At 59.8% G+C, this 19,213-nt stretch carries 17 protein-coding genes; 8 read left to right on the top strand and 9 right to left on the bottom strand.

The genetic code is table 11. The features are described 5' to 3' along the window. Positions 1-16: 16 nt before the first annotated feature. Positions 17-1,417: a dihydrolipoyl dehydrogenase gene (lpdA, locus tag REH59_RS28495; protein WP_014589177.1), complete on the bottom strand. Its 1,401-nt coding sequence runs from the start codon at positions 1,415-1,417 to the stop codon at positions 17-19. A gap of 207 nt (positions 1,418-1,624) precedes the next feature. Here lpdA and cfaB point away from each other — a divergent pair, with 207 nt between their 5' ends. Further along, positions 1,625-2,809: a C17 cyclopropane fatty acid synthase CfaB gene (cfaB, locus tag REH59_RS28490; RefSeq protein WP_014861162.1), complete on the top strand. Its 1,185-nt coding sequence runs from the start codon at positions 1,625-1,627 to the stop codon at positions 2,807-2,809. Between the two features lie 162 nt (positions 2,810-2,971). On the opposite strand, the gene cls is transcribed toward cfaB, so the two are convergent. Beyond that, positions 2,972-4,411, bottom strand: coding sequence for a cardiolipin synthase (gene cls, locus REH59_RS28485; RefSeq protein ID WP_003253247.1), 1,440 nt, complete (start codon positions 4,409-4,411; stop codon positions 2,972-2,974). A 131-nt stretch (positions 4,412-4,542) separates the two neighbouring features. On the opposite strand from cls, the gene REH59_RS28480 reads away from it, so the two are divergent. Next, on the top strand, positions 4,543-5,070 hold the full coding sequence (locus REH59_RS28480) for a DUF3617 domain-containing protein (RefSeq protein WP_003253248.1): 528 nt from the start codon (positions 4,543-4,545) through the stop codon (positions 5,068-5,070). 272 nt (positions 5,071-5,342) lie between these two features. Here the strand turns inward: REH59_RS28480 and REH59_RS28475 are convergent, their stop codons facing one another. After that, positions 5,343-5,723, bottom strand: a complete 381-nt coding sequence (locus tag REH59_RS28475; RefSeq protein WP_128573776.1) for a glutamine synthetase — start codon at positions 5,721-5,723, stop codon at positions 5,343-5,345. 114 nt (positions 5,724-5,837) lie between these two features. Between REH59_RS28475 and zigA the strand changes: the two genes are divergently transcribed. The 3 genes from zigA to REH59_RS28460 are packed head-to-tail and all read left to right on the top strand — an operon-like array spanning position 5,838 to position 8,681. Continuing rightward, entirely contained in the window at positions 5,838-7,046 is a 1,209-nt protein-coding gene (gene zigA, locus REH59_RS28470; protein WP_003253252.1) for a zinc metallochaperone GTPase ZigA, read from the top strand. Further along, the gene (locus tag REH59_RS28465; protein WP_012054130.1) at positions 7,043-7,669 is read left to right on the top strand and encodes a DUF1826 domain-containing protein; all 627 of its coding nucleotides are present in this window, start codon (positions 7,043-7,045) and stop codon (positions 7,667-7,669) included. Before zigA ends, REH59_RS28465 begins: the two co-directional genes overlap by 4 nt. A 40-nt stretch (positions 7,670-7,709) precedes the next feature. Then, a complete protein-coding gene (locus tag REH59_RS28460) occupies positions 7,710-8,681 on the top strand; it encodes a CobW family GTP-binding protein (RefSeq protein ID WP_014861166.1) in 972 nt (323 codons plus the stop codon). Here REH59_RS28460 and REH59_RS28455 read toward each other — a convergent pair whose 3' ends face one another. After that, a complete protein-coding gene (locus tag REH59_RS28455; protein WP_014861167.1) occupies positions 8,682-9,074 on the bottom strand; it encodes a DUF3301 domain-containing protein in 393 nt (130 codons plus the stop codon). It lies immediately after the preceding gene. 120 nt (positions 9,075-9,194) lie between these two features. Here REH59_RS28455 and pdxY point away from each other — a divergent pair, with 120 nt between their 5' ends. Further along, positions 9,195-10,067, top strand: a complete 873-nt coding sequence (gene pdxY / locus REH59_RS28450; RefSeq protein WP_003253261.1) for a pyridoxal kinase PdxY — start codon at positions 9,195-9,197, stop codon at positions 10,065-10,067. Here pdxY and REH59_RS28445 read toward each other — a convergent pair. Further along, positions 10,064-10,549 (bottom strand): acyl-CoA thioesterase, encoded by a 486-nt coding sequence (locus tag REH59_RS28445; protein WP_003253263.1) that lies wholly within the window; start codon positions 10,547-10,549, stop codon positions 10,064-10,066. The genes pdxY and REH59_RS28445 overlap by 4 nt on opposite strands. Before the next feature lie 339 nt (positions 10,550-10,888). Here REH59_RS28445 and REH59_RS28440 point away from each other — a divergent pair, with 339 nt between their 5' ends. Continuing rightward, positions 10,889-12,649, top strand: a complete 1,761-nt coding sequence (locus REH59_RS28440; protein WP_003253264.1) for a cation:proton antiporter — start codon at positions 10,889-10,891, stop codon at positions 12,647-12,649. 158 nt (positions 12,650-12,807) lie between these two features. Here the strand turns inward: REH59_RS28440 and REH59_RS28435 are convergent, their stop codons facing one another. The 4 genes from REH59_RS28435 to zwf form a co-directional block, all read right to left on the bottom strand. Then, positions 12,808-13,215 carry an SMI1/KNR4 family protein gene (locus REH59_RS28435; RefSeq protein ID WP_003253266.1) on the bottom strand — a complete coding sequence of 136 codons (408 nt, stop codon included), beginning with the start codon at positions 13,213-13,215 and terminating at the stop codon, positions 12,808-12,810. 113 nt (positions 13,216-13,328) lie between these two features. Next, positions 13,329-14,183 (bottom strand): Tim44 domain-containing protein, encoded by an 855-nt coding sequence (locus REH59_RS28430; RefSeq protein ID WP_003253268.1) that lies wholly within the window; start codon positions 14,181-14,183, stop codon positions 13,329-13,331. A 131-nt stretch (positions 14,184-14,314) separates the two neighbouring features. Then, a complete protein-coding gene (gene uvrD / locus REH59_RS28425) occupies positions 14,315-16,501 on the bottom strand; it encodes a DNA helicase II (protein ID WP_004575197.1) in 2,187 nt (728 codons plus the stop codon). A gap of 214 nt (positions 16,502-16,715) precedes the next feature. After that, entirely contained in the window at positions 16,716-18,158 is a 1,443-nt protein-coding gene (zwf, locus tag REH59_RS28420; protein ID WP_003253271.1) for a glucose-6-phosphate dehydrogenase, read from the bottom strand. A 103-nt stretch (positions 18,159-18,261) separates the two neighbouring features. Between zwf and hexR the strand changes: the two genes are divergently transcribed. Continuing rightward, the gene (hexR, locus tag REH59_RS28415) at positions 18,262-19,128 is read left to right on the top strand and encodes a transcriptional regulator HexR (protein ID WP_003253273.1); all 867 of its coding nucleotides are present in this window, start codon (positions 18,262-18,264) and stop codon (positions 19,126-19,128) included. Positions 19,129-19,213: the final 85 nt, after the last annotated feature.

Genomic DNA, 19,213 nt, shown 5'->3' with positions numbered 1-19,213 from the left:
CAGCGAATGGGGCTCGTCAGATTTGCATGGCCATGCCATCCACATTCATCGCCGCCTGGCGCAGGGCCTCGGAGCGTGTCGGGTGAGGGTGGCAGGTGAGGGCGATATCTTCTGCCGAGGCCGAGAACTCCATAGCCACGCAGAACTCACCAATCATCTCGCTGACGCTTGGGCCCACCAGGTGCACACCCAGTACTTCATCGGTTTCGGCATCGGCGATGACCTTGGCGAAGCCTTCGGTCTCGTGGTTGATCTTGGCACGGCTGTTGGCGGTGAAGGGGAACTTGCCAACCTTGTAGGCACGCCCTTCGGCCTTGAGCTGCTCTTCAGTCTTGCCCACAGTGGCCATCTCCGGGCGGGTATAGATCACCCCAGGGATGAGGTTGTAGTTGACCTCGTGGGGCTTGCCGGCGATGCGTTCGATACAGGCCACCGCTTCGTCTTCGGCCTTGTGCGCCAGCATCGGGCCCGAAGTGACGTCGCCAATCACCCAGACACCCGGCACCGAGGTACGGTGGTGCTCGTTGCCGAGCATGCCGCGCTTGTCGGCTTCCAGGCCCACGCTTTCCAGGTTCAGCCCTTTGGTATAAGGGCGGCGGCCGATAGCCACCAGCACGTAGTCGGCTTGCAGCGATTCTGCGGTACCCCCGGCGGCAGGCTCCAGCGTCAGGCTGACGCCATCGGCACCTGCGGTAGCCTGAGTCACTTTACTGCCCAGCTTGAACACCATGCCTTGCTTGGCGAGCGCCTTCTGCAGGGTCTTGGCCGTTTCCGTGTCAGTGCCTGGGCAGATGCGGTCCAGGTATTCGATGACAGTGACCTGGCTACCCAGGCGGCGCCAGACCGAACCCAGCTCAAGACCGATCACGCCAGCACCGATGACGACCAGGTGCTTGGGCACTTGCGGCAGCGACAGCGCGCCGGTCGAGTCGATGATGCGCTGGTTGTCGACGGTCACACCTGGCAGAGGGGTGGGCTCAGAGCCGGTGGCAATGACGATGTCCTTGGCCTGCAACGCGGTTTCGCTACCATCTTCGGCCTTGACCACGACCTTGCCGATGCCATCCAGGCGGCCCCAGCCTTTGATCCACTCGACCTTGTTCTTGCGAAACAGGTATTCGATGCCCTTGGTCAGGCCTGTCACGCTCTCGTCCTTCTGTTTCATCATCTGGGCGAGGTTGAGGGTGGGCTTTACTTCGATACCGAGGTGGGCGAACTCGTCACCGCTGGCAGCTTCGTAAAGCTCCGAAGCATGCAGCAGCGCCTTGGATGGCATGCAGCCGACGTTCAGGCAGGTACCGCCCAAGGTCGAGCGGCCTTCCACGCAGGCAACGCTCAGGCCCAACTGGCCAGCACGGATGGCTGCGTTGTAGCCGCCAGGGCCACCGCCGATGATCACCACGTCATAGGATTTCATGGGTTCAACTCCAGGATGTAGAAGCGCGAGAGGGCACAAGGTTAAGCTGAGATGCAGTGATTGTATACAATCTGCTGTGTGGATAAGATCAGTTGGTTCTAGACCAAGGTCTTGCTTAGAGGAAACATCCTACAGATGAACTACTCTGATCCGGTGACGTTCGAAATATTAGGCGTCGTGGCCAATTACGGACAGGAGGGGTGTTTCATGCTTGCTCAACTTCCACCTGCATTGCAGAGCTTGCATCTGCCGCTGAGGCTGAAGCTGTGGGACGGTAACCAGTTTGATCTTGGGCCTAGTCCTCAGGTCACCATTCTGGTGAAGGAGCCGCAGCTGATCAGCCAGTTGACCCACCCAAGCATGGACCAGCTAGGCACCGCATTCGTCGAAGGCAAGCTGGAGCTGGAAGGCGATATTGGTGAGGCCATCCGTGTGTGCGACGAGCTGAGCGAAGCGCTGCTGGCGGATGAGGATGATACGCCGCCGCCCCGTTTGTCTCATGACAAGAGCACCGACGCCAAAGCCATCTCCTACCACTATGACGTGTCCAACGCGTTCTACCAGCTTTGGCTGGACCAGGACATGGCCTATTCTTGCGCCTACTTCCGTGAGCCGGACAATACGCTCGACCAGGCGCAGCAGGACAAGTTTGACCACCTGTGCCGCAAGCTGCGTCTGGATGCCGGTGACTACCTGCTCGATGTTGGCTGTGGCTGGGGCGGGCTGGCGCGGTTCGCTGCCCGTGAATATGGCGCCAAGGTGTTCGGCATTACCCTGAGCAATGAGCAATTGAAGCTCGGCCGCAAGCGTGTGCAAGCGGAAGGGCTTGCCGACAAGGTCGACCTGCAGATTCTCGATTACCGCGATCTACCCCAGGATGGTCGCTTCGACAAGGTTGTCAGCGTGGGTATGTTCGAGCATGTCGGGCATGCCAACCTGGCGCTGTACTGCCAGAAGCTGTTCGGGGCGGTGAGGGAAGGGGGGCTAGTGATGAACCACGGCATCACTGCCAAGCACGTCGATGGCCGACCGGTCGGGCGCGGGGCGGGTGAGTTCATCGATCGTTATGTATTCCCCCACGGCGAACTGCCGCACCTGTCGATGATCAGCGCCAGTATCTGTGAAGCCGGGCTGGAGGTGGTGGACGTGGAGAGCCTGCGCCTGCACTACGCTAAAACCTTGCACCACTGGAGCGAGAACCTGGAGAACCAATTGCACAAGGCGGCAGCGCTGGTGCCTGAGAAGACCCTGCGGATCTGGCGTTTGTACTTGGCCGGGTGCGCCTACGCCTTTCAGAAGGGCTGGATCAACCTGCACCAGATATTGGCCGTGAAGCCATACGCCGACGGGCATCATGACTTGCCTTGGACGCGGGAAGACCTGTACCGCTGAAATCGTAAGTGTCACAGCGCTGATATGGCTTTGCAGGAGTGGCCTTGTGTTGCGAAAGGGCCGCAATGCGGCCCCTGCATTTCATCTGTGCAGCCTATATTGCTGGGGCCGCGTTACGGCCCTTTCGCGGTAAAGGTCGCTCTCACAACGGGCGTGCTCACCTTAAAGAATCGGCGATATCAGCCGCGCAATCCGCATCCCCAACTGCTGTAGTCGATGGGTGTCTTGGGTGTCTTCTGCAGTAATTTCCCGCGCGTGTTCGAAGTCTTCGTGGAGCATGTGCTCGACCTGGTCGGCGAAGCCGCGATCGACTGTCAGCAGGGTAATCTCGAAGTTCAGACGGAACGAGCGGTTGTCCAGGTTGGCACTCCCAATCGCGCTGACGTCATCATCCACCAGCACCACCTTCTGATGCAGAAACCCGGGTTGGTAACGGAACATACGTACCCCCGCGCGCACCGCTTCGAAGGCAAACAGGCTGGAGGCGGCGTAGACGATGCGGTGGTCCGGCCGTGACGGGATGAGCACCCGCACATCGACTCCTCGTAGTACCGCCAGCCGCAAGGCGGCGAACACGGCCTCGTCAGGGATGAAGTAGGGGCTGGTGATCCACACCCTGCGGGTGGCCGAATGAATCGCCTCAAGGAAGAACAGCGAGCAGGTTTCTTGTGGGTCTGCCGGGCCGCTGGCCAAGGCCTGACACAGCACTCCGTTGTCCGGGTACGTATCGGGCAGGATCAGCGGCGGTAGCTGGCGCGTGGCCCAATACCAGTCCTCGGCGAACGACTCTTGCAGGCAGGCCAGTACCGGCCCGCTGATCTGTACGTGGGTGTCACGCCAGGGTGAAAGCTGTGGGTGTTCACCCAAATACTCGTCTCCCACGTTGTGACCGCCAATGAAGCCGAGCAAGCCATCCACCACCACAATCTTGCGATGGTTGCGGAAGTTCACCTGGAAGCGGTTGAACCAGCCGCGACGGGTGGCGAATGCATGGATCTGCACGCCGCCGTCACGCAGCATCTGGCTGTAGCTGGCCGGCAAGGCGTGGCTGCCGACACGGTCGTACAGCACGAACACCTGCACGCCTTCGGCGGCTTTGCGTAGCAAAAGTTGCTGCAGTGCCTTGCCGAGGGTGTCGTCATGAATGATGAAGAACTGCACCAATACCACATCGCGTGCTTTTTCGATGGCTGCGAAGATGGCATCGAAGGTGGCCTTGCCATTGATCAGCAGTTTTACCTGGTTATTTGCCAGGCATGGCATGCGACCCAGCTTGGGCATCGCTCGCAACGCGGCGTAGCTTTCGGACTCGCGGGCGGTAAGGGCTTCTTCAACCCAAGGTCGCCAGTTGAGGTTGGCCATGGCCACGTGCATTTCCTGGTTGGCCTGACGCCGAGCCTTGATGTAGGCGTAGAACGAGCGGGCGCCGAAGATCAGGTAGGGGATCAAGGTGAGGTAGGGGATGAAGAGCAAGGGCATCGCCCACGCAATGGCACCCTGAGCTGTCCGCACGGTGAACAGCGCATGCAGTGCGGCGACTATACCCAGCAGATGGATCAGGCCGAGTAGGTAACCAAAGAAGTAGGGGCTGTGGTAATCCATATGCATCCTGCTTGCCGAGTACACTTGAGGTAACAGAACACGTTCCCGGTCCGCCTGCAACCCGCAGGCGGATTTGGCGTCTAAGGCTCAGTCCGGCCCGTTTGACCGGTTTTTTCCAGGAGCGTTCGTCCATGAAGATTCGTCTGCCACTGTTGGCGTTGGCCCTAGGCATGAGCAGTCCGCTGGTGCAAGCCCAGATGCTGCAACCGGGGTTGTGGGAGCTGACCACCAGCAACATGCAGGTCGATGGCAAGCCGCTACCCGACATGGAATTCATGCTTGGCCAGTTGAAGAACCTGCCGCCAGAGCAGCGCGCAATGATGGAGGGGGTGTTGGCCAAACAAGGGGTCAGTGTAGGTGGCAAGGGTGTGCGTTCGTGCCTGACACCAGAACAGGTGGCAACGAATGACATTCCGCTGCAGGACCCGAAATCGGGCTGCACTCAGAAGATTACCGACCGTACCGGTAACGTGTGGAAATTCCAGTTCAGCTGCCCGAAGGCACAGGGTAGTGGCCAGGCTACATTTCTCAGTGATCGGGAATTCACCACCCAGGTCAGTGGCACGTTCAACGCATCGGGTGTGCAGCAGCAAGGCAGCATGAACACGCGTGCGGTGTGGCTAGGCAATGACTGCGGTACGGTCAAACCGCGCAGCTGAAATCCCATTGCCACTGGCGGGTGGCAACCGCGTCGTGGGCATGCAGCCTCTGTTGCCGTTCGAGCAGCCGACCATGGCCAGTTCCAGAAGTCGGTAGGGAAACGAATAGTTCCACGTGGAACATTTCGTTTTCAATCCTTGCCTCGACGCGGTTAAGGCATAGCTTTTCGGCCTGAGAACGGCTGATCAAGGCAGGCGTTTTCAGCTAGCGCTCGAAGCTGATGTGCAAATAGGCGGCAGTAGAGGCAAAGCCTTCAAAACAAAAGAAGGCATCAACGGCAGCCCTCGATCAAGCTGCAATCCAGCTTGAAGCGCTCCCCACTGGAACTCGATACGCGGTTCAAGGTGGTCCAGCCTACTCGGCGGCTGTAACCCACCCAGGCCTCACCATTGCTGGCCAGGCCGGTAAAAAAAGTCAACGTGCCATAGCGGCTGTTGGTTTGTGCCCATAGTCGGCGGCTGCTGAAGTCATAGCCGCGAAGGTAGAACGTGCTGCCTTCGGTGCGCACGCTGTAGTAGTTGCCTTTGCCGTCCTGGCAAGCGAGCAGCGTCGCGCTTCGCGTACAAAGGGCCAATGCACCGTTTTGCGGCATGGCCAACAGCGAGGCAGGCATGGTGAGCACCAGCAATGCCATGACGCGTGGCAGATTCATTTTTCATCCCCTGTGAGCACTCGTCCGTCGAGAACCACTTGGCGAAATTGTATTGTTACTTTATAACATTGTGCAATGCATCGTTTCGAATGCGTCTGCCTGAAGGGGTTCGCCATGTCCAATCGTCTTCCCGTCACCGTGCTGTCCGGCTTTTTGGGCGCCGGCAAGAGCACGCTGCTCAACCATGTGCTGCGCAACCGCGACAACCTGCGGGTGGCGGTAATCGTCAACGATATGAGTGAAATCAACATCGATGCCAGTGAGGTGCAGCGCAATGTCAGCCTCAACCGCGCTGAAGAGAAACTGGTCGAGATGAGCAACGGCTGCATTTGCTGCACGTTGCGCGAAGACCTGCTTGAGGAGGTTGCACGGCTGGCCGAAGAGGGACGTTTCGATTATTTATTGATCGAATCCACCGGTATCTCTGAGCCACTGCCAGTGGCTGAGACCTTCACTTTCCGTGACGAGCTGGGTCGCAGTCTGTCCGATATGGCGCGACTGGACACCATGGTCACCGTGGTCGATGGCTTGAACTTCCTGCGCGACTATCAAGCAGCAGAGAGCCTGGCCAGCCGTGGTGAAACGTTGGGCGAAGAAGACGAGCGGTCGATCAGTGATTTGCTGATCGAACAGGTCGAGTTCGCAGATGTACTGCTGCTGAGCAAGATCGACCTGATCAGCCAACATGAGCGCGAAGAACTCATCGCCATTTTGCGCAGCCTCAATGCCCGGGCGCAGATCGTACCCATGGTCATGGGCCAAGTGCCGCTGGCACGGATCCTCAACACCGGGCTGTTCGACTTCGATCAAGCGGCCCAGGCACCAGGCTGGTTGCAGGAGCTGCGCGGTGAACATGTACCAGAAACCGAAGAGTACGGTATCGCGGCCATGACCTGGCAGGCTCGACGCCCGCTTCATCCACAGCGCTTTTACGACTTTATCCACAAGGACTGGGAAAACGGAAGGCTGCTGCGTTCCAAAGGGTTTTTCTGGTTGGCCAGCAAATATCAGGAAGCTGGCAGCTGGTCGCAAGCGGGCGGCATGATGCGCCATGGTCTGGCTGGCCGCTGGTGGCGCTTCGTGCCACGCGAGCAGTGGCCACAGGATGTGGATAACACGAATGCGATCTTGAAACACTGGACCGCCGACACCGGTGACTGCCGGCAGGAGTTGGTGTTTATTGGGCAGAATATCGACGTCGAAAAATTATCCACAGCCCTGGATGCATGCCTGTTGACGGATCAAGAAATGGGCTTGGGTCACATGGGCTGGCTGCGTTTACCTGACCCATTTGGCCCATGGCATGAGGAAGCGGCAGCATGAACCTGGCTCACCGACCTGTGGATATCTTTCAGGTGTTTGGCGAGACGCCTCAAGTGCTGGCCGAAGTGCTGCAGGATGGCGTGAACCTGGCTGTCTGGCGGCGGCGCTTGCCGGCACAACTGGAGGACTTTGCCGCACTGGTGATCAGCCTTGGCCAGCCCTTGGCTGATCAGCGGGTGATTGATGTGAACGAGGAGCAGAAGCCGGTATTGCCAGATCTGCTGCGTGAAGCGGCGGATTTGCATGGGTATGAAGCTTTCGTTGCTGATGTGACGTGGTTGGTGGCGGCTTATACCTGTCTGGTTGGCGCACGACGGGTCGGTTTGCGCTTGCGCGTGTTGAACGCTCCGATGTGCCCACGCTTCCATGTGGATAACGTACCGTTGCGCTTGCTCACCACTTACGTCGGCCCAGGTAGTGAGTGGTTGCAAGAGCGGGATAGCTGTCGTGGAGAGTTACACACAGCTCAGCCACCTGTGGATAACATCCAACACCTGCAGGCCGCCGAGGTTGCGGTACTTAAAGGCGAAAAATGGCAGGGTAACGAAGGGGCAGGCCTGGTGCATCGGTCCCCTTCTACGCAGCGGGGGCGTTTGCTGCTCAGCCTTGACTGGCTGGCCTGACGGCGCATAGTGAGGCATCACCGCCGCCTGAAGCCACCCCATGCTGCAGAACATTCCCACCCATGTAATTGCCGGCCCGCTTGGTGCTGGCAAGACCACGCTGATCCGTCACTTGCTGGCTCAGCGCCCAGCCAACGAGCGCTGGGCGGTATTGATCAACGAGTTCGGCCTTGTCGGCCTGGATGCGGCCTTACTCAGCCGTGACGAAGACGGCATCGCCATCGGCGAGGTCGCAGGCGGCTGCCTGTGCTGCGTCAACGGCATGCCGTTCCAGGTGGGCCTGGGACGACTGCTGCGCAAATCGCGGCCTGACCGGCTGTTTATCGAACCTTCCGGCCTGGGCCATCCCTTGCAGCTGCTGGCTCAGCTGCAACAAGCGCCTTGGGTTGGAGTGCTGACAATTCAGCCACTCATCATGGTTGTGGATGCCCAGGCCATGGCTCGAAACGAGCCTCTTCCAGAGTCTCAACAGCAGGCTTTCAACGCCTCTGAAAGCGTGGTTTTCAATAAGTCAGAGGCTGTGGATGAAATACATAAGTTCTTGATAAGTAATAAATTTAAAGAAAAGAAGATCATGTGGACCGTGCAGGGGCAGTTGCCTTTGTCCGGCCTCCCGACGGTATCTCCACAGATTGTTGACAGCCCATTCTTGAAAAACAGGATTGTCGACAATCCTGGAATCGCTCCAGCAGCACTGTGGGCTGACCCGAGTCAACCGATTTGCCTTGCCCAGCAGGGGGAGGGTGGTTGGAGTATTGGCTGGCGGTGGCACCCTGGCCAACAGTTTTATCCACAGCGGCTAAAGGCTTTCTTGTGTGCTTGGCCATGGCGACGGGCCAAGGGAGTTATCCACAGCATGGAGGGCTGGTGGTCATTCAATGGGCTGAATGGGGATATGCCCGCTTGGCAGCCCAGCGACTGGCGGAAGGACACGCGTATCGAGCTGATTTTCGATCAGCCGCAACCGCAACCCGCATTGCAAGCCGGGTTGGATGAATGTCGCGTCAGTTGATCAGTTGCGCCAGCGGTTATGCTCCTGGCGCCATTGCTGCATCTCTATGACGTTGCCGGCGCGCGGTGGGGTCTTGATTTCGAACGGGTAGGGCGCCAGCTCGATCTGCACACTGTGGGCGCCGAACTGGGTCGCGGTGCCGGGGTGACGTTGCTCACCCGTGACGGTGAATTCGAAGGCATAGACGCGTGCCAGGCGCTTGCGGCCATTGGCATCCCGGACAAAGGCGATGCGCTTGAGCGCTACGGCATCGTCAAGCAACTCCAGGTCGAGTTTGGCGCAATGCTGTTTGACCCGTTCCAGGGCCTTTTCACGCAACCCATGGTTATGCCACAACCAGGCGCCTGCCGTGGCTACCAGCATCAGGACGAAGAGGTTCTCCAGGGTCAACATTTGCATATGCTCCAAACAGGTAGATCCAGCTTAACTGCGTTCCTGGCCTGTCGTACAGGTAGCAATCGAGTTCATACTGCGCTGCGCACAATCCTAGAAACAGCTTTGGAAACCTCCCGCATGAAACGTACCCCGCACCTGCTCGCCATTCAGTCCCACGTGGTGTTCGGCCACGCCGGCAACAGCGCCGCGGTATTCCCCATGCAGCGTATCGGGGTCAATGCCTGGCCACTCAATACCGTGCAGTTCTCCAATCACACACAGTATGGCCAGTGGGCGGGCGAAGTGCTTGCCCCAGCGCAAATTCCTGCGTTGGTGGAAGGCATTTCCAACATCGGCGAGCTGGGCCACTGCGATGCGGTGCTTTCCGGCTACCTGGGCAGTGCCGAACAAGGGCGAGCGATCCTGGCCGGCGTCGAGCGGATCAAGGCGGTAAACCCAAAAGCGTTATACCTGTGCGACCCGGTCATGGGGCACCCGGAAAAGGGCTGCATCGTGCCGCCCGAAGTCAGTGAGTTCCTGCTTGACGAGGCTGCAGCCACGGCGGACATCCTGTGCCCCAACCAGCTGGAGTTGGACAGCTTCTGTGGGCGCCGCGCCCAGTCGCTGGAGGATTGCGTGAACATGGCGCGCAGCCTGCTGCAGCGTGGGCCGCAGGTTGTACTGGTCAAGCACCTGGCGTACCCCGGGCGGGCCGAAGAACAGTTCGAAATGCTGCTGGTGACCGCCGAGCACAGCTGGCACTTGCGCCGCCCACTGCTGGCGTTTCCGCGTCAGCCGGTGGGGGTGGGTGACCTGACCTCAGGCTTGTTCCTGGCGCGTGTGCTGCTGGGCGACAGCTGGGTGCAGGCATTCGAATTCACGGCTGCGGCAGTGCATGAAGTGTTGCTGGAAACCCAGGCCTGCGCCAGCTACGAATTGCAGTTGGTACGGGCCCAGGACCGCATTGCGCACCCACGGGTGCGCTTCGAAGCGCAGTTACTGGCGCTTTAAATGGCGTCGGTTTTCAAGTCCTGATAGCGCTTTTCCAGTTCCTGGCGGATCTGCCGGCGCTGCTGGCCTTGCAGGAAGCGGCGCTTTTCTTCGCTGCTGTGCGGCTGGCGTGGCGGCACCGGCACCGGGCGGCGGTTGTCGTCGACCGCGACCATGGTGAAGAAGCAACTGTTGGAATGGCGCACCGAGCGCTCGCGAATGTTCTCGGTCACGACTTTGATGCCAACTTCCATCGAAGTGTTGCCGGTGTAGTTGACCGACGCCAGGAAGGTTACCAGTTCACCCACGTGCACGGGTTCACGGAAGATTACCTGGTCGACCGACAGTGTTACCACATAACTGCCGGCATAACGGCTGGCGCATGCATAAGCCACTTCGTCGAGGTACTTGAGCAGGGTGCCGCCATGTACGTTGCCAGAAAAGTTGGCCATGTCCGGGGTCATCAGGACGGTCATGCTCAGCTGGGCGTTTCCAGGTTCCATAGTGTGCTCACGGTGAGGTTGCGCTGAATCGGGCGAATGGAGGGCGTTATCTGCTGACACTGCTGTTCCCCTCTTTTGAATGTGCCTTGCTGATACGGGACGTTGGCTGGCGCATCATCGTCACGCTGATCATGCCATCAGCGGCGCTTTTCCAGCCGATCTGTTTCTGCATATTGCACTGGCTTTTTGCGGCGGGGTGCGATGTTAACCTGAGTACGCCCATGCAACGTGGGTGTTCCCGGATTCAATACAGTATGTACTTGCTGCTCGCTCAGGTTTGCCTCGGCAGAGGAGCGGTCTGCCCAGGCATTCACAAGACGAGAAAAGGAGTATCACGCCATGCATGCCATCAGCTTCATCCAGGACCTGGCAGTCATCATGCTGGTCGCTGGCGTGGTCACCATTCTTTTTCACCGTTTCAAGCAGCCGGTGGTGCTGGGCTACATTGTCGCCGGCTTCATCATTGGCCCGCACACTCCGCCGTTCGGCCTGATTCATGACGAAGACACCATCAAGACCCTCGCCGAACTGGGGGTGATCTTCCTGATGTTCTGCCTGGGGCTCGAGTTCAGCTTGCGCAAGCTGTTCAAGGTCGGTGCCACGGCGTTTATCGCAGCGTTCCTGGAAATCGTCCTGATGATCTGGATCGGTTTCGAGATTGGCCGCTGGTTTGGCTGGAGCACCATGGATTCACTGTTCCTGGGCGCCATCCTGGCCATTTCCTCCACCACCATCATCGTCAAAGCGCTCAACGACTTGAAGATGAAGAACGAGCGCTTTGCCCAGCTGATCTTCGGCGTACTGATCGTCGAGGACATTCTGGGTATCGGTATCATTGCCCTGCTGTCGGGCATCGCGGTCAGCGGCACGGTCAGCTCGGGCGAAGTGTTCTCCACTGTCGGCAAGCTGTCGCTGTTCATGATCGTCGCCTTGGTCATCGGTATTTTGCTGGTGCCGCGGTTACTGGCCTATGTCGCCAAGTTCGAAAGCAACGAAATGTTGCTGATCACTGTTCTGGGCCTGTGTTTCGGCTTCTGCCTGCTGGTTGTGAAGCTGGAGTACAGCATGGTGCTAGGCGCTTTCCTGATTGGCGCAATCATGGCCGAATCACGCCAGTTGCTGAAGATCGAACGTCTGATCGAGCCTGTACGCGACCTGTTCAGTGCCATCTTCTTCGTCGCCATCGGCCTGATGATCGACCCTCAGGTACTGATCGACTATGCCTGGCCTATCGTTGTCATCACTCTGGCGGTGGTGCTGGGCAAAATGCTGTCTTGCGGCATGGGGGCGTTCATTGCTGGCAATGACGGGCGTACGTCTTTGCGTGTGGGCATGGGGCTTTCGCAGATCGGCGAGTTCTCCTTCATCATTGCCGCGCTGGGCATGACCCTGCAGGTGACCAGCGACTTCCTTTACCCGGTGGCGGTGGCGGTATCGGCAATCACCACGTTGCTGACACCCTATCTGATCCGCGCGGCTGACCCGTTGTCGCAGAAACTGGGCAATGTGGTGCCCGCCCGCCTCGCACGCGTGTTGTCGTTGTATGGCGAGTGGTTACGCAACATCCAGCCGCAGGGCGAGAGTGCCATGCTGGCGGCGATGATCCGGCGTATCCTGTTGCAGGTCGGGGTGAACCTGGCGCTGGTGATCGCCATCTTCTTCAGTGGCGGCTACTTTGCAGGGCGTATCGGCAATTGGCTCAGTGAGTGGGTCAGCGATGTCAGCCAGCAGAAGGCCGTCATATGGGGGGCTGCTTTGTTGCTGTCACTGCCATTCCTGATCGCTGCGTACCGCAAGCTAAAGGCACTCTCGATGCTGCTGGCAGAGATGGGCGTGAAGCCGGAAATGGCCGGGCGACATACCCAGCGCGTGCGCCGTGTGATCGCCGAAGTGATCCCGCTGTTGTCGTTGCTGGTGATTTTCCTGCTGCTGTCGGCATTGTCCGCCAGCATTCTGCCCACCAGCGAATTGCTGCTGGTGATTGCCGTGGTAGCTGCGGTGGTGGTGGCGTTGTTGTGGCGCTGGTTTATCCGCGTGCACACGCGCATGCAGATCGCGTTGCTGGAGACGCTGGAGAACAGTCGCGAGAACTCGCACTGAGGGGGTTACGCCCTGGGCAAGGTATCTCGCCCGCCCGAGGAGATGGGGCTATGGCGATGTCGCCAGGCGCAAAAAGCCTGGCGATTTTAACGACCTTGAGGCGCTGAGACGTCATTGTTACTGACTCAGATCGCGAGCTTCTCTATAGGTGCTAGCGATCAGCTCTCCAGCCAAACATCTCGCGCCCAGTGCCACACCGATTCCCAACTGTCTTCGCCGACAATTTCCTCTTCGGCATCCCACAGCACCACGGTGCCGTCCTCTTCGACGCAATAGTAATTGTCGCCGTCCTGGCACAGCGGAATCAGGTCACGCGGTACGCCGGCATCCCAGGCGTTGGAGGCCACATCTGGCAGGTAGGTGTGCGACTGCGGATCAGTGACGGTAACAGGCTCAAGGGAGCCGTAAACCACATCACTTACGGTCAGCAGAAACTCTTTGAACACGAATGGAATATTGATGAACAGCTGTTCTTCGATCTCTACCAGCTGGTCTTCATCGGGAAGCTCCAGGGGCACTGGTACTGGCTCATTCGCTTCACGGAGTTGTTCGATCACTTCTTCCACGGTTCACTTCCTCTGACCTAGATGACAACGCTGCGCCTTATACCCTAGTAGCCCACTTTGGCAAAAGCAAAAACCCCGGGCAAGCCCGGGGTTCTCTGTTTAGCACGCAGCGATTAGCCGTTTTGACGGATACCGGCTACCAGCCAAGGCTGGTTCTCGCCTTGGGCGCGAACCATGTGCCAGCTTTCGCTGAACACTTCGCCCTGGTCGAAGCGCGAATTCTTCGACACGCCACGGAAGGTCAGGGTCGCGTCGGTGCGGTCGGCGCGGTCATCGACACCGTCCAGTTGCACTTCCAGGTTATCGATGTAGGTAGACTGGAAGCCATCACCCAGTTCAGCACGCTCACGCTTGAGGAACTCAAGCATTTGCGGGGTAACGAACTCGCTGATCTTGTCCATTTCATTGGCATCCCAGTGCTGCTGCAGCGACTGGAAGTGGTTACGGGCTGCCGCCAGGAAGCTCTGCTCGTTGAACCAGGCCGGGGCGTTGATCACCGGTGCGGCTGCGGCAGCAGGTGCGGCCGAACCACCGAAAATCGAAGGCTGGGCAGGCTGCGCGTGAGCCTCACGCTGCATCGGCGCATGGCCTGGCATGGCCATTTGTGGCTGCTGCTGGCGGCGGCGCGCGGCGATGAAGCGGAACACGAGGAAGGCGATGAGCGCCACGATCAGGAAGTCCATGATCTGGAAGCCTTCGAAACCGTCGCCCATGAACATGGAAGCCAGCAGGCCACCGGCGGCGAGGCCGGCCAGTGGGCCCAACCAGCGCGAAGCACCGCTGGCGGCAGCCGGTGCACGGCCAGGTGCGGTCGGCGCGGCAGCAGGCGTGGTTGGCGTAGCCTGGCGGGTCTGGTGGATAGGCGCGGAGCCCGAGCTCTTGCCGCCGCCGAAACGCTTGGCGCTGGCGTCCAGGCTCAGCGTCAGGCCGACGCAGAGCGCCAGTGCGATGCTAAGAAAACGTTGCATAAGTGGGATATCCCCTGTTGTGGATTGCACGCGCGTCATGGTGCACAGGTTCCCGGGCACATGACCAGCGACATAGTGTTTCGAGCTTTTGCCTGATGTTACAAAGTTGGCAGGCCCGACCCTTGTGGGCTTTAGACCGCCTCGAGCTTGGCATACCCCAGCATCAGCCATTTGCTACCTTCGGCAAAATTCACCTGCACCCGCGCCTGAGCGCCAGAACCCTCGAAGTTGAGGATTACGCCTTCGCCGAATACTGCATGCTGCACACGCTGGCCAAGGTTGAACGCGGTCTGCGGAATGCTGGCATTGGCGAACAGGTTGCTGTTGGTGGCCGTCTTGGCCCCGCCGAACGGGCGGCTGACGCTGTTGGACAGGCGTACTTCCTGAACCAGGCCTGCCGGAATTTCACGCACGAAACGCGACACCTTGTTGTAAGTCTCGCTGCCATAAAGGCGGCGTGTTTCGGCGTAGGTCATGACCAGCTGGCGCATGGCGCGGGTGATGCCTACATAGGCCAGGCGTCGTTCCTCTTCCAGGCGGCCGGGTTCTTCCAGGCTCATCTTGTGCGGGAACAAGCCTTCTTCCATGCCCACCAGGAACACATAGGGGAACTCCAGGCCTTTGGCGCTGTGCAGGGTCATCAGCTGGATGCTGTCTTCATGCTCGTCAGCCTGAGTATCGCCAGCTTCGAGTGAGGCGTGGCCAAGGAAGGCCGAGAGCGGAGACAGGTCGGCGTCTTCGTCGGTGGACTCGAAGTTGCGTGCCGCACTGACCAGTTCCTCAAGGTTTTCTACGCGTGCCTGGCCCTTTTCACCTTTTTCTTCCTGGTGATAGGTGATCAGGCCGGACTGTTCGATGGTGGTCTGGGTCATGGTATGCAGCGGCATGTCCACAACCTTGGCGGCCAGCCCCTCGATCAGCTCGATAAAGGCCCCCAGGGCACTGGCGGCGCGGCCCTTCAGGGCCTTGGCGGCGAGCAGCTGGCACATGGCCTCCCACATGGACAGCTGGCTGTGACGGGCGTGCTCGCGGATGGCTTCGACGGTTTTTTCGCCAATACCGCGCGGCGGCACGTTGATCACCCGCTCCAGAGCGGCATCGTTGCCACGCCCTTCGATCAGGCGCAGGTAAGCCATGGCATTCTTGATTTCGGCGCGCTCGAAGAAGCGCTGGCCGCCATAGATGCGGTAGGGGATGCGCTCGCGCAGCAGGGCCTCTTCCAGCACGCGCGACTGGGCGTTGGAGCGGTACAGGATGGCAATCTCGTTGCGCGCATTGCCCTGCTTGACCAGGCTCTCGATGGTTTCCACGACATAGCGCGCTTCGTCGTGCTCGTTGTAGGCCGCGTACAGGGTCAGTGGTTCGCCTTCGCCCATGTCGGTCCACAGTTCTTTGCCCAGGCGCCCGCTGTTGTTGGCGATCAGCGCGTTGGCCGCCTTGAGGATGCCGCCGGTGGAGCGGTAGTTCTGCTCCAGGCGGATCATTTCGGCGTCGGGGAAATCGGCGGTGTACTGGTGGATGTTTTCGATCTTGGCGCCGCGCCAGCCGTAGATCGACTGGTCGTCATCGCCTACCGCCATCAGGCTGTCGCCACCGCGTGCCAGCAGGCGCAACCAGGCGTACTGCACGGCGTTGGTATCCTGGAACTCGTCCACCAGCACGTGGCGGAAGCGTCGTTGATAGTGCTCCAGCAGGCCCGGATGGTCACGCCACAGGTCCAGGGCGCGAAGCAGCAGCTCGGAGAAATCGATGACACCGGCGCGCTCGCACGCCTGCTCGTAGGCCGTATAGACCTCGCGCATGGTCGCCAGGAACAGGTCGCCCCCCGCCTGGATATGCTGCGGGCGCAGGCCTTCGTCTTTCTGCCCATTGATGAACCACTGGGCCTGGCGTGCCGGCCACTTCTGCTCGTCCAGGCCCAACTCGCGCATGACCCGCTTGATCAGGCGCTGCTGGTCGTCGCTGTCGAGGATCTGGAAGTTCTGCACCAGCCGCGCTTCCTGCCAGTGGGCCCGCAACAGGCGATGGGCCAGGCCGTGGAAGGTGCCGACCCACATGCCTGCCGGGTTGATGCCCAACAGTTGCTCGATCCGCTGGCGCATTTCTGCTGCGGCCTTGTTGGTGAACGTCACCGACAGGATCGAGTGCGGTGATGCCTGCTCGACCTGGATCAGCCAGGCGATGCGGTGTACCAGCACGCGGGTTTTACCGGAACCGGCGCCGGCAAGCACCAGTTGACGCCCGAGCGTGGCCGCTACGGCCTGGCGTTGGGCATCGTTGAGGGAATTCAGCAGGAGAGAGAGGTCGTCTGTGCGCATCGGGCCATTCTAGGGCGATGCCGGGTAAGGGGCAAATATCTACTGTATGAATATTCACCTGGCGGCATCCCGCTCATCGGTCCGGGGCCAGGTCACGGCCTGCGCAAGCTGGCTGAGGCATCGTTAGTCGAAGGCCTTCACGTTATGGATTTCGCACCTTCGAAATTCATCTGCTGCTGTTTCAGATTAAAGGTCGCGCCATCGCGCAGGTCATTCAGCCATGCCAGTGCCTGCCATGCCTGGCGAGCAGGCTGTTGGCTTGCTCGGGCCCGAAACTGCCAGCCGGGTAGGGGCGGGGCGCCTGGAAGTGCTCTTCACAGCCCTTGATGATTGGATCTACCCAGGCCCAGGCTGCTTCCACTTCATCGCGGCGCATGAACAGCGTCGAATCACCTTCGAGCACATCCAGCAGCAGACGCTCGTAGGCTTCCCAGCGGCGAGTCTGGCTGAACACCTGGGCCAGATTAAGGTCCAGGTCCACGGGTTCCAGACGCATGCCTTTGCCTGGGCTCTTGGTCATCATGCGAAGGCTGATGCGTTCGTCCGGTTGCAGCTGTATCAGTAACTGGTTGACCTGGCCGCCGCTGAACAGTTCGTGAGGCACTGGCTTGAACTGGATGACGATCTGCGAAGCGCGCCGCGCCATGCGTTTGCCGGTGCGCAGATAGAAAGGCACGCCCGCCCAGCGCCAGTTGTCGATGTGCGCCTCGATGGCAACGAAAGTTTCGGTATCGCTGTCGTTGTCGACGTCCTTTTCAAAGTAGTAGGCCGGCACTTCCTGGCCGCCGATACGCCCGGCACCATACTGGCCACGTACCGTCTTGTCCTGCACATCCTGGCCGGTGATTGGCTTGAGGGCGCGCAGGATTTTCACCTTTTCGTCGCGTACCGCTTCTGCCTCGAATTGCGCGGGTGGCTCCATGGCCACCAGGCACAGCAGTTGCAGCAGGTGGTTCTGCAGCATGTCGCGAATAGCCCCGGCGCGATCGTAGTAGGCACCGCGGTTTTCTACGCCCAGTGTCTCGCAAACGCTGATCTGTACATGGTCGACCTGGTTGTTGCGCCACACCGGCTCCAGCAGGGCATTGGCAAAACGCAGGGCCATCAGGTTCTGCACGGTTTCCTTGCCCAGGTAGTGGTCGATGCGGAACACCTGTCTTTCTTCGAATACCGTGCCAATGGCTTCATTGATGGCAGTGGCGGATTCCAGGGAATGGCCGATCGGTTTTTCCAGCACGATGCGCGCTTCGGTGTCGGCCAGCCCGGCAATGCGCAGGTGGTTGGCAATTGGCACGAACAGGTTGGGGGCGGTGGCCAGGTAGAAGATGCGCGTCAGCCCGCCGGGTTCACCCAGGTAGCGTGCCAGGCGGCCAAAATCGGCGCTCTGTGAAGCATCCATCGGGAAGTAGTCGACCCGCGCGGAAAACCGCTGCCACACCTCTTCGTCGAAGTCGCTGCGGGCAATCTGTGCCCGACAATGGCGTTCGGCGAGCTTGAGATAGTCGATGCGTGGCAGGTTGCGTCTGGCCAGTGCGATGACCCGCACGGCAGGGTTCAGACGGGCCTCGCGAAACAGGTGGTAGAGCGCCGGAAGTAATTTGTGCAGGGCCAGATCACCGGTGCCGCCGAAGACCAGAATGTCGCAAGGAATAGTCAAACCACCACTCTCCACGTTCGTTTAACTGGGCGGGTTGGCGTCCATGTAGTATAACTACAAGAAAGCTACAACCCGGCACGCCGATCATAACCGAGTCCAGCCTGTGAATCTGTTGCAACATATCGCCCAATCGCGCCACCTGCTGCGCAAATCGGAACTGAAAGTGGCCGACCACGTGCTGCTCGACCCGGCTGCCGTCATGCACAGCTCCATGGCCGATTTGGCGCACAGCGTGGGTATCAGTGAGCCGACCATCGTGCGTTTCTGCCGGGCCATAGGCTGCTCGGGCTTCCAGGACCTGAAGCTGAAGCTGGCGCAAAGCCTGGCTGCCGGGGCCAGCTTTGGTCAGTTCGCTATCCACGAAGACGATTCGGTCGCCGACTACAGTCTGAAGATCTTCGACACCACCCTGCACACCCTGATGGAAGTGCGCGAGCACCTTGATCCGCAGGCACTGCAACAAGCCGTGAGCGCCATGGCCCAGGCGCAACGGGTAGAGTTTTATGGCTTTGGCGCGTCCGGTGCCGTTGCGGCCGATGCCCAGCACAAGTTCTTCCGCCTGCTGCTCAGCGCGGCAGCGTATTCCGACCCCCACATGCAAGCGATGTCGGCCGTTACCCTGAAACCGGGTGATGTGGCGGTGTGTATTTCCCAATCGGGCCGTTCCAAGGACCTGCTGATCACTGCCAACCTGGTCCGTGAGAGCGGCGCCAACCTGATTACCCTGTGCCCCAGCCAGACGCCGCTGGCCGAGCTATCGACGGTCAACCTGGCGATCGACGTACATGAAGACACCGAGATCTACACCCCACTGACCTCGCGTATTGCCCACCTGGTGGTGATCGACGTGCTGGCCATGGGCGTTGCCATGGCGCGCGGGCCTAGCCTGGTCAACCACCTGAAGAGCGTGAAACGCAGTCTGCGCAGCTTGCGTCTGTCGCCCAAGTCGATCAAGGCTACCGACGACTGAATTCAACCTGCACTGGCCTCTTCGCGGGCTTGCCCGCTCCCACAGGTACTGTGCTCCTCTATAAATCGGTGCAATTCCTGTGGGA

Source organism: Pseudomonas sp. BO3-4 (genome assembly GCF_034044115.1).
Classification (GTDB): Bacteria; Pseudomonadota; Gammaproteobacteria; order Pseudomonadales; family Pseudomonadaceae; genus Aquipseudomonas; species Aquipseudomonas alloputida.
The sequence above is the reverse complement of the archived record's forward strand: the minus strand, read 5'-3'. Positions and strand labels throughout refer to the sequence as shown.